Below are 15,024 nucleotides of genomic sequence, written 5' to 3' on the forward strand. Positions count from 1 at the left end.
TTCTTTTGGTATCCCTAACTAAAACCCTGTTTATTCTGTGAGTTTGTTATGTGCTAAAAGCGATAATGATGTGCTGAAAATAATGATAAAGAGCCATAATGGTCAAATCATTGATGAGAGTTACTTGTCTTTTACAGGGGCGACGCGGTAGGTATTGGCTGCCTCTAAATACTCCACCAACATCACTCGATCGCCTTGTTTCAGCGAGCCATCATTGATGTCTGAGCGAATTTTGAGTATCAATCCTGCACCGCCATCATTCAATTCTACTTCGCCGTGTTTGTCCGTGACACCAAGGGTACGCACAACCGCGATTTTGCCGATATTGCTAGCAGCATTGCGTCTAGGTATTTTGGCTATTTTGTTGCGGATGGGAGAAATAATGATACCTGTCAGCCACATGGAGATGACCAATACAAAGATTAGCGCTCCGGTGCCGAATAGGTAATATAAAAGACCAGAGTCAAAATTTTGATGTAAAAAACTGGTATAGAAGTAACTTAACAACCAACCAATTAAACTGATTAAGCTAAGGATAACGATAAGCGGCACGCCATACAGACCGAACTTGAGCAGCAGACCCGACACAAATCCTGATGAGGTCAAATTGCTACCCTCGCCACTTGCATCGCCAATATCTACCGTATCCATATCTGCCATACCAAGTAGAGAAACCATCCAATACAAGGTCACAAACATCACCAATCCTGTAAAGACTATCGTCGGGTACAAGCTGATTTTGGTGATAAATATCAAAAACGACTCTTGCATTACGTACTTTCTCCTTTTGCTCACCTAATCCAGTATCTCTATATACAGTATGTATATATATAGTATTTTGATACGCAGAATCCGAATGATCCGTTTATAAAATTTATGTGACGTTCATGAAAACTTAAGTCATAGAATCAACTTATGTTTCTTTATTAATTATATAGACATCTCACCCTATAATACATAGATTTCGCCATTAGCGTCCCCAAATCGGTGAACGCACCATCCCGCCAGCGTCACTACTAATACTGTAGCTTGTGTTGCCAGATAACGAGCGGATGACGAGGCTGCCCATATCTCTAGTGCCTTGGCTGCTCACTTGCGAGCTACGCATTGGATAAACTGCATACTGTCCAGACGGTGATAACCGTGCAGGCTCATCGAGTCCTGTTTCTGCGAGATCGATGGTTTGGCGGGTAGCCAATGTCATAACCGCAGCCTTGCGACCGTTGAGATACGCTAACTGCTGACCATCTGCACTGAGTTGAGGACTCGCGACATAACCACTAGTTGGCATAGGTATCGCATTGCCAGTGGCAAAGTCATAGCGATAGATACTTGGGCGTCCAGCACGGACTTTATCACTGGTATAGACAAAGCTTTTGCCATCAGACGCATAGCTTGGCTGTACCTCAGTGCTTGATAATGTAGTCAACTGTTTGGTATTACCATCGTTTAGACGCATTTCATAAATATCTGCGTTGCCGCCAACGGTTGAGCTATAGAGGAGTTCTTGACCATCAGGTGAGAACGACGCTGACATGTTACTGCCTTCAGCATTTACGATCAGACTTTGGGTGTTACTTTTTCGGTCATAGATATAAATTTTGGGGTTTTGACGTGGTGCTTGTTTACTATAAGCAAGCCGTTGACCATCTGCAGACCATGCAGGCGAATAGATATAACCATTTATCTGATCAATCAACTGACGATCGCTACCATCAGGAAGGATGCTATACAGTGTCGATATTTTTGCGGCACCTGTACCCTGCTCATCCACATAGGCTATGCGCCCTTGACGGTCCATCACAGGCATACGTGCAGTTAGTGGATTATTCTCGACGGTACTGGTAGACGTATTGGCTGGTTTGCTAGGTAGCGTCTGACAGCCAGCTAAAGCGCTGAGAGCTGCTATAGCGACCGTGCTACTTATCATACGTACGCTGATCGTTGGTTTTAACAAAGAGGTTTTTAGCATGAGGTAAAGTCCAATAGGTACGCTATGAAAAGTACGTCGCAAAGTGTTGGTTAGACGCAGTGTGGGCTAGATGCAGTGTTGGTCAAATACAACTTGTTACACTAGTGTAACGTAAATTGGACTTTAGTTTTGAACAAAAAAAGCCCCACTATAAAGTGAGGCTTGATCAAAGTACTACTTTGCTTTGATATCTTACACTGCAACACAGCTGGCAGAGAGACTCAATTACTTAAAGATTGGATTAAGTAGAATAAGCTTTATTTAGCAATAGCTTTGAAATGTGCGACTTGACTGTCATTCTTGATAGTCAAAATAGGGACATTATTGACATTTTTATTGAGGCTATACTTACCTTCTACCGTTGCCAAAGTCGCTTTATCGAAGCTTGCTTGTGGTTCTGGACAGGCCATCATGGTACTAATGCCATTTTTAATTTGTACATCACCATTAATAACGCTATAGCCCGCACTCATACTGTTGCAGGTGTTCATAAATGCCACGTAATCGCTGCCATTGTTATTCATAAAGTTTAGCGTTAACGGTTTGGCAGGATCAAAGAACAGTTCGCTAACTTTATCACCGTTAGTGAGCTTAGCATCGACCAACTGCCAGTTATAGGCTTGTAAAGCAGCAGAAGTTACTGGTTGAGTGACAGGTGCCGTAATATTTGTGGTTTGGCAACCAGCAGCAAGCGTACCTATAGCCAGCGTTGCGGCCATCATTATTTTAGTAGTGTTCTTCATATAAACTCCTATATCGATTAAATTCAAAATTTTAATTGCGAGTAAACGTGATGTCTCGCATTTTCCATCAATGATTTTTATTATTAATAATTATCAAACTTGTCAATCTGCATAGCGCATTCTATTGTGCATAATTAATGCCTGACTGTCATCATAGCTTCAGTATAGTCGTTCCACTATAGAAATATTACTGCGTTAACCTCGTTTGAAGTATTTAATATACATCTACACTCGCTTATGAATCATGCTGATAGCACCTGATATGTAGGTAGCTATTAGATAATCCGAACACAATACTCATCAGTACAAAAATCTTGAAATTTTTGAGAACAGGACTATTAATAGCAGTGTACGGATAATATAGCGCCAGACTTGCTCACCACTCTCTCAAAACAGTCGCGCCTGCATTTATGCTATAATCCCCCCTATTAATTCCATAACTATAAGTACGATTATGATGACTAAAAAATCCTTGATCCAATCTCCAGAAGCCATAGAAAAAATGCGTGTCGCCGGTAAACTAGCTAGCGATTTGTTGGTTATGTTAGACGAACACGTCAAAGTCGGTGTCAGCACCGAAGCATTGAACCGTCTTGCTCATGACTATATCGTTAATGTACAAGACGCTATCCCTGCACCACTCAACTATAATGGCTTTCCAAAATCAATCTGCACCTCGGTCAACCATGTGGTTTGTCACGGTATTCCGAGCGAAAACAAATTACTAAAAGATGGCGATATCATCAACATTGATGTGACCGTCATCAAAGATGGCTATTACGGCGATACGTCAAAAATGTGGATTGTCGGCAATGGCTCTATTATGGCCAAGCGTATCTGTAAAGTGGCACAAGATGCACTTTATGCAGGCATGAGTGTTGTCAAAAATGGCGCACGTCTAGGCGATGTAGGTGCTGCGATTCAAGAAGTGGTCGAGCCTGAGCGTTTCAGTATCGTACGTGAGTTCTGTGGACACGGTATTAGTAACGAATTCCATCATGAGCCACAAGTCATGCACTATGGCAAAAAAGGCACAGGCTTTGAGCTAAAAACAGGTATGACGTTCACCATCGAGCCAATGATTAATGAAGGCAAGTGGCAGACCAAAATCTTGCCGGATGAATGGACGGCGATTACCAAAGACCGTAAGCTGTCTGCTCAATGGGAGCACACGATGGTCGTGACAGATAATGGTTGTGAGGTGTTTACCACCCGCCCTGAAGAAGATTTAAGCTTTTTGACTCAGTAATATAATAAAAGATCGCCTAGGCGGTCTTTTTTTTGGACTATAATCAAGGTGAATTGAGTATTGCGCTTATTGGTCTTTTATCTTTATACTTTTCGTACCGATATCATTTTAGTACATCTTGATCTTTGTAATACGCTATATATAGTCGGTTCAATATAATTTGAAGGGAAGCCGAGTGAAAGTACTACAGCTAGTAAACTAAGCAAGACTGACACCGTATCGAATTTATAGTGGATTGACTATAGCACCATAGTTGTCATAGGCTTTCATCTTAACGAGCTATCTCTAAACTCTTAATTGGATAACACTCATGTTTAATTGTGATATCACCTCTATTGACCTAATGCCATTACCGTTGCTGTCAGCTGACATAGCGACCAACACATCACTATCAGATAGCGATAACGCCGAAAAACCACTGCTGGGTATTCCTAAGTGGTTGACTCAAATCAATGAAGACATCAGTCGCGCACTTGAACGTGGTGTTAATATTCGTCAGTTGGTGACCGTTCGTGCCTGTGCGATAGATGAGTTACTGATTGCTTTGTTTAAGTGGTTTGAGCTGGATAAGACCGACTTGGCATTCTTTGCCACGGGTGGTTACGGTCGCGGCGAGCTGTCGCTCTATTCAGATATCGATATTTTACTACTGTCCCCTGATGAGATTGACGCTGAGACCAGTGGAAAAATTGATCGCTTGGTTGCATTGTTGTGGGATATCGGACTGGAGCCGGCGCTTTCAGTACGTACCGTCAATGATGCGCTCGAAGCTGCTCTTGATCACACGATAGCTAGCGCACAGCTCGAAGCTCGGCTATTGATTGGCAATGAAGCACTGCAAGAGATGCCCGTTAAAATTGTCAATGAACAGTGGTCACCGCGTAGTTTCTTTGAGGTAAAAATCGAAGAAGCTAGAGCGCGCCATCTACAGCACAATGCTACCGAATATAACCTTGAGCCAAATATCAAGACTGCTCCTGGCGGCTTGCGCGATATTCATATTATCGGTTGGGTGACCAAGCGTTACTTCCGAGTGGGCAAGCTATATGACTTGGTACAGCAGAACTTTTTGACTGAAAAAGAATTTGATGAGCTGAGTTTTGCAGAAGGTTATTTGTGGCAAATACGTCATTACCTGCATGTATTGACAGGTCGAAACGAAAATAAGCTACTGTTTGATTATCAGCGTGAGATTGCCCAGCTAATGGGCTATGAGACTCAGCCAGACGACGAGCCTAATGCCGCTGTTGAACGCTTTATGCGGGATTATTATCGCTGTGCCATGCAGATATCGACTCTGTCTGAAATGCTCACCAATCATTATTACGAAACGATTATAGAGCCAAAACTATCAGATGACGAGCGCCCTAAAAAACATCCGATCAATGCGCGCTTTAATCAAGTTGGCGATCAAATCTCTATGGCGCATCATCGGGTATTTGCCCAGCATCCAGAAGCCATTCTGGAGATGTTTTTATTGATGGGTCAACACAATATTAAAAACGTCCGTACACATACCCTGCGCGCATTAAAAATCGCCGCACGTGGTATCGATCAGGTTTATCGTGATAATCCTGTTCACCAAGCCTTATTCTTAGCCAATTTAAAAGAACAGAATTATCTGTTTCACCGTCTACGTACCATGAACCGCTATGGCGTATTAGGGAATTATATCCCTGCTTTTGCCCAAGTGACTGGTCTTATGCAATACGATTTATTCCATCGTTATACGGTTGATGCGCATACGTTGTTTTTGATTCGGATTTTGCACCGTTTCACTGATTCGCGTTTTTATGAAGACTTCCCACTGGTCAGCTCTATCTTTCAGCGTATCGAACGCAAAGAGATATTAGTACTGGCAGCGATGTTCCATGATATCGCCAAAGGTCGCGGCGGAAATCACAGTGAGCTTGGTCAAACCGAATCGATTGAGTTTTGCTTAGCGCATGGCATGAGTTTGGCAGATGCCAACTTGGTCGGCTGGCTGACCCGTTATCATCTATTGATGTCGATGACCGCTCAGAAAAAAGATATCTCAGATCCTGAGGTTGTCACGTTATTCTCAGATCTCGTTGGTAATGTCACCCATCTCAACCATCTATATGTGCTCACCGTGGCAGATATGAACGCCACCAATCCACAGTTGTGGAATAGCTGGCGCGCCACACTCATGAAACAGCTATACTCACAAACTCGTCGTATTTTGCGCGCTGATATTGATGCTCCAACCAATCGCCAAGATATGATTAGTGCGACACGCACGCAGGCCTTAGATATGCTGGCCAATGTGAATAATCAGCACATGAATCGCGAAGAAGTACTGAGACTATGGGATGACTTAGGCGACGAGTACTTCTTACGAGAGATCGCTGAGGATATTTTGTGGCATACCGAAGCTATCTTGAATCACCCACCGATTGGTCTTGCCTCCAACGCTGATAGTCCGCCATTGGTCGTACTGCGTGAGCATAGAGAGCTGGCTCTAGATGCCGTGCAAGTCTTTGTTTATACCCAAGATCAGATGAATCTATTTGCCGTCACTATGGCAGTGTTCGATCAAATGAATCTAGATGTTTTAGATGCACGGATTATTACTGCCACGCGTGATTTTGCTTTGGATTCTTATGTACTGCTTGATCCTACTGGCACTTTGTTAATCGATGAAGAGAGTCAGCAAGAGCTTAAGCAGCGGTTGATTAGCGCCTTCAAAGATCCAACAGTGCTAAAGATTACAAACAAGCGTATTCCGCGTCAGCTCAGAAACTTTGAAGTGACCACGGTTATCAAATTTGAGTTTAATGAGGCCTCAGACCAGCACATAATGAGCTTAGAAACGCTCGATCAGCCAGGGTTGCTCGCTCGAGTTGGACAAGTATTCTTGCAAGAGAAGATTGAGGTTCATGCAGCTCGTATTACCACTTTGGGTGAGCGTGCAGAAGATATGTTTTATATCAGTGATCAGAACGATGAGCCACTCTCTGCTGACAGACTTGAAACTTTGAAGTCTGCGTTGATTGCGAGCCTCAGCGTACAGAAAGACTGCCCGCTTTATTAAATCAAATGCAATGAGGTAAGCACGTCAAAAAAGCCCTGTTTAAGAAGTGCAAAACATGCCATCGATAGCGTTATCAATGGCATGCTTTTTTATATCTAATAGCGAAGCGGTTTCTTATAAAGTGCTTTTGTATATCATCTCGCTAGCGTGCTCATTGAGCTCGTCATCAGCAAGATCTGGCGGCAGAATATCTGCCTCGAGGTTCTTTTGCGTCAATATTAAACGCCCAGCATCGACCTCTATTTTTAGCAAACAATGCAAGCTTGCTAAATGAAAGCTTTTGTCAAAATATTCATACATCTCTCTTAGGGAAAGAGGGGCATGGGCGTGCACATCTGGATAGAGACTGTCCTCTGCCAGAATAATCATCTCATTCATAGCTTCTTCACGTAGCAACTCATCTTTGTCAATTTTGCGTTGTAAAGTATTCGCCATTTGACCTTTGGCTGCCAACATTACCAAAAATATGATTGTCTGTAAGGTAAACAGAGCAACATATTGCCATAAAGGCAGCATGATACCCAGCAATTTGCTAAGTAACATCAGCAGCATTGCCACGATGACATAGCTGACCAATTGCCATAAGAACCACATCATCAGGCTGTTTTCACCGTACCAAAACATTTTCCTTTCTTTACGGTTAATCAGTTGCTGACGCGATTGCCACCAGCTGTGCTCGCGTTGCTTGAGTCGCTCGTACAATTTGGTACGCGGCAGTCTACTATTAGAGTTTTCATCATTGATATCTTTAGCGTCAAGACTATCGGGTTTTGCAACACTAGGCATATCAAATTATCCTTACCATGATCTATCATGAAGACTGATAGAGATTTTTGTATTGTTATAAGTTATCAATTGATAAGATTTTCTGAGCATTTTTTAGCACATTACTTCTGTGTCTGTTTCATCATTTACGGTCAAATAGCTTGGCAGTCTAAGCATGAAAAGAAGAAAAAGACAAAAAACAAGAGTAGTGCTACACTGCTTAAATGTAAATTTGCTTTATAACTTTATTATTAATTGTCTATTATAGTTACCCTACCTATGAATCACAACTTAACGTATCTGCATCCTTACCCTTTCGCAAAAATGGCTACCCTACTGGCCGATAGCACCCCAGCCCATAACTACAGTGAAATCAAACTGGGTATTGGTGAACCAAAGCATGAGCCACCCGCTTTTGTACTGGACGTACTACGCGAAAATTTGGACAAAATAAGCCGTTATCCAACGACCAATGGCCTGTTTGAACTACGCCAAACCATTGCACACTGGTTAGAGAAGCGGTTTTTCTTAAATCATGTCGATGCTAATACACAAGTATTGCCAGTGATGGGAACACGCGAGGCTATTTTTAGTTTGGTACAAGCGGTCGTCGATCACAAAGTCATCGATACTGGCAATCATTCGCTGTCTGTGTCTGGTCAACCTCCTACCGTGGTCATGCCCAACCCGTTTTATCAAATATATGAGGGTGCGGCCATATTGGCACAGGCAACGCCTTACTTTGTACCTTGCACACTAGATAATGACTTTAAAGGGGATTATCGCGCAGTACCAAAAGAAGTTTGGGCACGCACGCAGCTTTTATTTGTCTGTAGTCCGAACAATCCGACAGGTTCCGTCATGACGATGGATGATTGGGAGTATCTCATTCGCCTATCTGATCAGTACGATTTTATCATTGCTAGTGACGAATGCTATAGCGAGCTGTATTTTGATACAGCGCCGATTGGACTGTTGCAAGCCTGCGCGACACTCGGTCGTCATAAATTTAAGAACTGTATCGTCTTTCACTCTTTATCCAAACGCTCAAACCTGCCTGGTTTACGCTCAGGATTTGTGGCGGGTGATGCCAATATTTTGCAGGCGTATCTGCAATATCGCACCTATCAAGGCTGTGCCATGCCGATACCGCACCAGCTCGCCTCTATCGCTGCTTGGCAAGATGAAAAGCATGTGACGCACAATCGCGCTCTCTATCAGGAAAAATTCGCTTTATGGATGTCGGAGCTTGGTGACCTATTAGAGTTACGGATGCCTGAGGCTGGATTTTACTTTTGGATAAAAGCGCCTAAGCAGTTCAATGGTGATGACGAACTGTTTGTCAAAGCACTGTATGAGCAAGCCAATATTCACGCCTTAGCAGGTCGCTATCTATCACGTGAGGTGGATGGTAAAAACCCTGGGCAAGGTTATGTACGTATTGCTCTGGTCGCTAGTGTCGATGAGAGCCGTGAAGCAATAAGCCGTATCCGAAAATTACTTGGCGCATAGGGTGCATAACTCATAGAGTGCATAAGCAGTCGCTTTACACGCATTAATCTTCAAGAATAACACCAACCTCTAATAGCCACAATATAAATGTGGTTATTAGAGGTTTTTTGCTGCAATAGTGCTATAGTAAAGTATCTCTTACCTAGGGCGTGTCCTCACTCTGAACAATAAACTTTAAATGGACTAAAAATGGCTAAATCTTTGCCAAACTGCGTCAAGTAGCTTACTAATATCTCGACATTATCTGCACTACTTTCCTCGTTTAGCTGCCATTTATCTCATTTTTATCACCATTTTCAAAATGAATATACGCCCAATATGCCATCAAGGATGATGCCATGGCCCATCTTGATTTTACCCAGCCGCCCTTTGATGTATTAAGTATGGCTGAACGTCAAAGCATTAGAAAAAACACCCAAATCCGCTATCTTGCCAAAAGCGAAAGCCTGCTAGCAGAAGAGCTGCAATGTTTGTATGTGGTCATCAAAGGACAAATTGAACATTCACTCGACGGTGAGTTTGTCGGCTCCTATCTAGGTAGCAATCATTCTGACCATCTCAATAATAACGACTGGTTCGATAGTCGTCGTCTGCCCGAGTCATCGGCAAACGGCAATCCTAATACCGAAGCCTTACAGACCTATCAATTTACAGCTGCCGAAGACACTTTGCTATTACAGGTCGCTGGTAGCGCAGTCGATAAAATCAGCGCACAAAATCATCTAGTACGCCAAATGCTATCTGACAAACTTCCTGAACGATTAAAAGCCTTACAGCAGCGACGCAATCACAAAGTAACCAATCCTAACGCCTATAACGATCAGCAAGAAGTTCAGCAAATCATGCTGCAACCAGTGATAGATGTCAGTTTATTGCCCGTACATATTGTGGATGCCAGTAACAGCTTGTATGACGCCGCTTGCATCATGACCCAAGTAGGGCTAAAGCACGTACTGGTGCGACCATCAAATTCTTTAGACAATACTGAAAATGAACATCATGGCACAGGGCATCTATTGGGGATTTTAACCGATACCGATATTTGCCGCGCGGTAAGTGAGCAGCAGAATCCTGCCACGACTACCTGCCAGCGTTATGCTAACTTTAACCTGCGTACCATCAACGCTACTGATGAAATTGGTGATGCTCTATTGACCATGACTCGCTATCGTATCCATAGATTGCCAGTGATTGATCAGAATGGTGATGTGGCAGGCGTACTCGGACAGAGCGATATGCTCGCTCATATTGGTCATCATTCACAACTCATTAGTATTCAAATCGAGCAGGCAAAGGATCTATCAAGCCTAAATACGGCTGTCGAGCTTATCGGTCGTTACATTCGTGTGCAACATCAAAATGGCGTCAAAATCGGCAACATCAGTCGCATGGTACAGACGCTCAACGCACAAGTATTTACCAAACTGTGGCAACTCATCGTGCCTGATGAAGTCATGGCAAACACTTGCCTCATCGTCATGGGGTCAGAGGGTCGCGGTGAGCAAATCATGCGTACTGACCAAGATAATGCACTCATCATACGTGATGGTTACACCCATGATGATTTGGCACAGTTTGCTGATACTTTTAATAGCCATTTGGCTACCCTAGGTTATCCTTTGTGCGACGGCAATATCATGATGACCAACCCCATGTGGCGACAGCCGCTAAAAGCTTTTAATGCGCAAATCAGTTTATGGTTTAAAAACACCGATCCGATGCATGGTATTTATTTGTCCGCTATCCTCGATGGTGAATATGTTTGCGGTGATGAGTCATTATTGACTCAGGTACGTCAACATTTAAAAGTGGCGCACCGACAGTCAGACCCTATGTTTGTACGCCAGTTCGCACGCGCCGCGCTACAGTTTGGTGATGTGAATCAGTGGTGGCAAAAATTTGTTCCACTACTAGGAGGCAAATCAGACTCGCACGATATCGACCTAAAAAAAGCCGGTATTTTTCCACTGGTTCATGGTATTCGCACTTTAGCATTAGAGAATGACATCTTAGAAGTCCCCAGTACCAAGAATCGCCTAAAGGCTTTGGTAAAGAACCAAGCATTAACCCAAGAGCGTGCAGACAACTTGTTAGAGGCTTTGGAATTCTTTATGGCACAACGTCTATCAGTTGCTCTGTCTACCGATGACAGACACGCGCGCCAAGTGAATCCAACGACGCTGACGGCGCTTGAGCGTGACTTGCTAAAAGAGTGTCTGTCCGTGGTCAAAAGCTTTAAGACACAGCTACGTCAGCACTATCAATTAGAAATAGCATAAACAAATGAGCACGCATATGAGTTGGCTAAAACAGTTGTCTTGCACTTGGCAAAAGACGCAATTACAGCGTCCAGAGTTGGCCTCGATGTTTACCCAACCGATGGCTGAGCAGTGGGTAGCGATTGACTGTGAGATGACAGGACTCAATCCCAAAAAGCATCATGTACTGTCTGTCGCAGCGATTCATATCAATGGCAATACCATCGATACGGGCAATGGCATGCACTTGGTCTGTAGACCACCGGTGATGCCTGACCGCGATACCATTGTCATTCACGGCTTGCGTACCGCTGATGTCGAGCATGGTATGAGCTATGATGAAATGCTAGCGTTGCTGCTGCCATTTATAGATAACAGGCCTATTATTGGGTTTTGTACTCAACTAGATACGGGATTTTTGAATCCTTTGGTCAAGCGCTATATGGGCACCACGCTACCCAATGAAATCATCGATGTGCGCCATTTATACAGTCGTCGTATGAGTGGTCACACCCAAGGCCTCTCTGGCCAATCGCAGCATTTGACCAATATATTAGCGCATTATAATATTCCTGATCTGGGCGCTCACGATGCTTATAACGATGCCATTATGACAGCGATGGCCTTTTTGCACGTGCGTTAATATCATTTATAGATAACAAAATCGAGCTTTTAACAAGCCTCTCAACCTACGCGAAAACAGCAACTCATGTTAGTATAGTCGGCTTTTACCACCGACTAAAAGATGCTCATGCGACCTACTTCCAAACGCTCTCGTTCTCCTGCCCTTGTTGCCAAACTTTCACCGATTTTTCACCATCTACGACCGTTTAGTCAGGTGAGTAAACGCTTAGTCGTACTGGCATTAGTCGCAACGCCACTATATGCACAGGCAGCATTGCCAGCAGCCATTCAAGCGGCATTATCACGAGCTGATTTAACGGAAGCTGATATTAGCATTATCATCACGCCAGTCGGTGATAAAAATGCCAGTCACTTGCCTGCTCCCATCCAAGTCATTGACAGCCAATTAGATAACTCTTCTAACAGCAATTCGCAACCAACACTACCGACTAATGCGACGTCTGATACTAATAATAGCAGCCAGAAAACAACGCCGAGTGATACTCGCGATGAAAAAAACCATTTAGTGCAACCAAGCACATTGATTACGATTGAAAAGCGCACGATTAAAAAGCGTGAGCAAGCACTGCATGCTTATACGGATGACCCTTACACTTACCAAAGTCTAGAGAGTATCCCAACATTACTGGGTGATTCATCAAAACCAACAGTCATTGACGATCATAATAGCCATGGAAATGGTAATGCTGATAGCAACACAGGCACACCTTCTATAAAGATGTCATTCTCACCACTACTGAGTCATCAACCCGATATCGCTCGTACGCCTGCCAGTACCATGAAACTCGTTCCTAGCTTTATTGCTTTAGATACCTTGGGGGCGGGCTTTGTCTGGCATACACGTGTCTACCATACTGGCCTCATCATCGGTGATCGTCTACACGGCGATTTGGTTATCCAAGGCAGTGGCGACCCAAAAATGACTCACGAGCGTCTGGCACAACTGCTTTATAAAGTACAGTCAGCCGGTATTCATTACATCGATGGAGATATAATCATCGATAGCGCTGTCTTTAAAAATATCACTAAAGACCCTGCCGCCTTTGATAACTCGCCGCTACGTCCTTATAACGCCAGTCCCGATGGTTTTTTGGTTAACTTCAGTACTATCGGTATCAAAAGCTACCCATTAGATAACGGTCAAGCCAGTCTGACTTATACGCCGCAGTTAGCAAACTATCAATTACCCACTACCATAAACACCCGCTCAGCGAGCTGTGGACAGGCAAGCTACAGTCTCTCGCCGCAGTGGCAAACAAAACAACTGGTATTAAATGCCGATTTGCCAAGCAGCTGTGGTGAGCATGTTTTTTATGTTGCGTATCCTGATGCTAAAGATTTTGCTGCACGTATCATCGCCGAAAAATGGCAGGCGCTAGGCAACACACTCAGTGGTGATGTCATCACACAAGAAGTGCCTTATGCTGCGACAAAGTCTCTAAAGTCGACACGAGGTCTCACAGCATTGTCTATGTCGCCTCTGCCTATTGTCAGCTATCCATCCTTGAATCTCACTCAGCAAATTTATGATATTAACCACTTTTCCAATAATGTGATGGCTGAACAAGTGGCTCTATCGATAGGAGCATATAGCAATGCCAATACCGTTAAACCTCATGACGAAACCCATGTAAATAATCACAATAACGCAAGCAGCTTATACCAATTTGGTAAACCCACTACTACCGATTATCCAGCGGCACTACAGAGCATCAATCAATGGTGGCAAACCAATCTACGTACACCACCACCTCATCTGACCAACGGCTCAGGACTCTGCCGCGAATGCACCATTACCGCGGCCAATCTAAGCGAACTATTAACATACGCTTACGATAGTCCAAGCTTCAATCCTTACGTCAATTCATTAGGTGTGGCGGGTGTCAGTGGCACCATCACCGCTCATGGCGAACGTTTGCCTGAGTCAGCAGCCATTGGCCGTGCATGGATAAAAACGGGTACTCTAAATAATGTGACCTCAATGGCAGGTTATGTCAAAGGGTTGTCAGGACAGGATTATGTCGTCGTAGGGCTAATCAATAGTAAGCAATCTCTAAATGCTTATACTGCTAGACCAGTATTGGATGCGATGCTCGATTGGACAGCTGAGCATTGATTACTTTTATCAAAAATACTTTTTAATGAATAATTGATAACATATTAACCTCAACATTACATTTTTACCTTTATAAAGGTCAGATTATGCCACGCAAGATAACCAATCTCAGAAAACCTAGCACTCAGTCGGGTCGTGATGGGCTAACGAAAAATAATGGATTGGCTCAACCCAAACTGGCGCAGTATATTGGTTTTTTTGCGATTGGTTATACGCTTGCCAGCGCAGTCTTTATGATGATTCAAACCCAGCTTACCTTGAACTCACAACTGGTTACGGTGCTATCTATCATTATTGGTGCTTACACCGCAGTCAGTAAATTCGTCAAGCATCAACAGCGAGCATTGGATAGAAGTGAAATTAATCGCATCATGTTGAGCGGAGTCGCTGTTGTTTGGCTAGTAACTGCACTTTACTTCGTCGCCATATGGTTTTGGTTATTTGATACAGTGAGCCGTGAAGTCTTAGGCGATATGGCGATGCAAAAACCTTTGCCACTGCTCTCAGCACTCGTCATGATATTGGTACTGACGTTGGTCAGTGCTCGAATCAGTCTTTGGGTGCTCAACAGCCTACTTGACCCCAAGCGCAAGACTAGATAGGCAACTACGATCGTAGAAAAACTATAAGCAACGAAAAACTGGCTCAGTTATTGAGCTGTATCGCCTACAAACTCTATTGCGTTAACCTTAATGGGTAAAATTTTGGA

11 protein-coding genes are annotated in these 15,024 nt (G+C 43.6%); 7 read left to right on the plus strand and 4 right to left on the minus strand.

What is annotated here, in order from left to right:
• Positions 1 to 120: 120 nt before the first annotated feature.
• The 3 genes from JMW61_RS01680 to JMW61_RS01690 form a co-directional block, all read right to left on the minus strand.
• Positions 121 to 771, minus strand: a complete 651-nt coding sequence (locus tag JMW61_RS01680) for a hypothetical protein (RefSeq protein WP_201548869.1) — start codon at positions 769 to 771, stop codon at positions 121 to 123.
• 199 nt (positions 772 to 970) lie between these two features.
• Entirely contained in the window at positions 971 to 1,972 is a 1,002-nt protein-coding gene (locus JMW61_RS01685) for a PD40 domain-containing protein (RefSeq protein WP_201548871.1), read from the minus strand.
• A gap of 257 nt (positions 1,973 to 2,229) precedes the next feature.
• Complete coding sequence (locus tag JMW61_RS01690) at positions 2,230 to 2,715, minus strand: META domain-containing protein (protein WP_201548881.1); 486 nt, start codon at positions 2,713 to 2,715, stop codon at positions 2,230 to 2,232.
• A gap of 457 nt (positions 2,716 to 3,172) precedes the next feature.
• Between JMW61_RS01690 and map the strand changes: the two genes are divergently transcribed.
• Positions 3,173 to 3,964, plus strand: a complete 792-nt coding sequence (map, locus tag JMW61_RS01695) for a type I methionyl aminopeptidase (RefSeq protein WP_406947678.1) — start codon at positions 3,173 to 3,175, stop codon at positions 3,962 to 3,964.
• A gap of 310 nt (positions 3,965 to 4,274) precedes the next feature.
• Positions 4,275 to 7,019 carry a [protein-PII] uridylyltransferase gene (gene glnD, locus JMW61_RS01700; RefSeq protein ID WP_201548883.1) on the plus strand — a complete coding sequence of 915 codons (2,745 nt, stop codon included), beginning with the start codon at positions 4,275 to 4,277 and terminating at the stop codon, positions 7,017 to 7,019.
• A gap of 114 nt (positions 7,020 to 7,133) precedes the next feature.
• Here glnD and JMW61_RS01705 read toward each other — a convergent pair whose 3' ends face one another.
• Positions 7,134 to 7,805 carry a hypothetical protein gene (locus JMW61_RS01705; protein WP_201548885.1) on the minus strand — a complete coding sequence of 224 codons (672 nt, stop codon included), beginning with the start codon at positions 7,803 to 7,805 and terminating at the stop codon, positions 7,134 to 7,136.
• A 258-nt stretch (positions 7,806 to 8,063) separates the two neighbouring features.
• On the opposite strand from JMW61_RS01705, the gene dapC reads away from it, so the two are divergent.
• From dapC to JMW61_RS01730, 5 genes are all read left to right on the plus strand, one after another.
• On the plus strand, positions 8,064 to 9,296 hold the full coding sequence (gene dapC, locus JMW61_RS01710; RefSeq protein WP_201548894.1) for a succinyldiaminopimelate transaminase: 1,233 nt from the start codon (positions 8,064 to 8,066) through the stop codon (positions 9,294 to 9,296).
• Positions 9,297 to 9,634: 338 nt separating this feature from the next.
• The gene (locus JMW61_RS01715; RefSeq protein ID WP_201548904.1) at positions 9,635 to 11,575 is read left to right on the plus strand and encodes a DUF294 nucleotidyltransferase-like domain-containing protein; all 1,941 of its coding nucleotides are present in this window, start codon (positions 9,635 to 9,637) and stop codon (positions 11,573 to 11,575) included.
• Between the two features lie 16 nt (positions 11,576 to 11,591).
• Positions 11,592 to 12,197: a 3'-5' exonuclease gene (locus tag JMW61_RS01720; protein WP_110923878.1), complete on the plus strand. Its 606-nt coding sequence runs from the start codon at positions 11,592 to 11,594 to the stop codon at positions 12,195 to 12,197.
• Positions 12,198 to 12,305: 108 nt separating this feature from the next.
• Positions 12,306 to 14,315, plus strand: a complete 2,010-nt coding sequence (locus JMW61_RS01725; protein WP_201548906.1) for a D-alanyl-D-alanine carboxypeptidase/D-alanyl-D-alanine-endopeptidase — start codon at positions 12,306 to 12,308, stop codon at positions 14,313 to 14,315.
• Between the two features lie 86 nt (positions 14,316 to 14,401).
• The gene (locus JMW61_RS01730) at positions 14,402 to 14,917 is read left to right on the plus strand and encodes an ABZJ_00895 family protein (RefSeq protein WP_201548908.1); all 516 of its coding nucleotides are present in this window, start codon (positions 14,402 to 14,404) and stop codon (positions 14,915 to 14,917) included.
• Positions 14,918 to 15,024 lie beyond the last annotated feature (107 nt).

Origin of the sequence: Psychrobacter fjordensis (genome assembly GCF_904845995.1) — a bacterium.
Lineage (GTDB): Bacteria > Pseudomonadota > Gammaproteobacteria > Pseudomonadales > Moraxellaceae > Psychrobacter > Psychrobacter fjordensis.

Bases quoted from the DNA above. Each gene is read 5' to 3' on its own strand.
- JMW61_RS01680 (WP_201548869.1), bottom strand. From the start codon at position 771: ATGCAAGAGTCGTTTTTGATATTTATCACCAAAATCAGCTTGTACCCG.
- JMW61_RS01685 (WP_201548871.1), bottom strand. From the start codon at position 1,972: ATGCTAAAAACCTCTTTGTTAAAACCAACGATCAGCGTACGTATGATA.
- JMW61_RS01690 (WP_201548881.1), bottom strand. From the start codon at position 2,715: ATGAAGAACACTACTAAAATAATGATGGCCGCAACGCTGGCTATAGGT.
- map (WP_406947678.1), top strand. From the start codon at position 3,173: ATGACTAAAAAATCCTTGATCCAATCTCCAGAAGCCATAGAAAAAATG.
- glnD (WP_201548883.1), top strand. From the start codon at position 4,275: ATGTTTAATTGTGATATCACCTCTATTGACCTAATGCCATTACCGTTG.
- JMW61_RS01705 (WP_201548885.1), bottom strand. From the start codon at position 7,805: ATGCCTAGTGTTGCAAAACCCGATAGTCTTGACGCTAAAGATATCAAT.
- dapC (WP_201548894.1), top strand. From the start codon at position 8,064: ATGAATCACAACTTAACGTATCTGCATCCTTACCCTTTCGCAAAAATG.
- JMW61_RS01715 (WP_201548904.1), top strand. From the start codon at position 9,635: ATGGCCCATCTTGATTTTACCCAGCCGCCCTTTGATGTATTAAGTATG.
- JMW61_RS01720 (WP_110923878.1), top strand. From the start codon at position 11,592: ATGAGTTGGCTAAAACAGTTGTCTTGCACTTGGCAAAAGACGCAATTA.
- JMW61_RS01725 (WP_201548906.1), top strand. From the start codon at position 12,306: ATGCGACCTACTTCCAAACGCTCTCGTTCTCCTGCCCTTGTTGCCAAA.
- JMW61_RS01730 (WP_201548908.1), top strand. From the start codon at position 14,402: ATGCCACGCAAGATAACCAATCTCAGAAAACCTAGCACTCAGTCGGGT.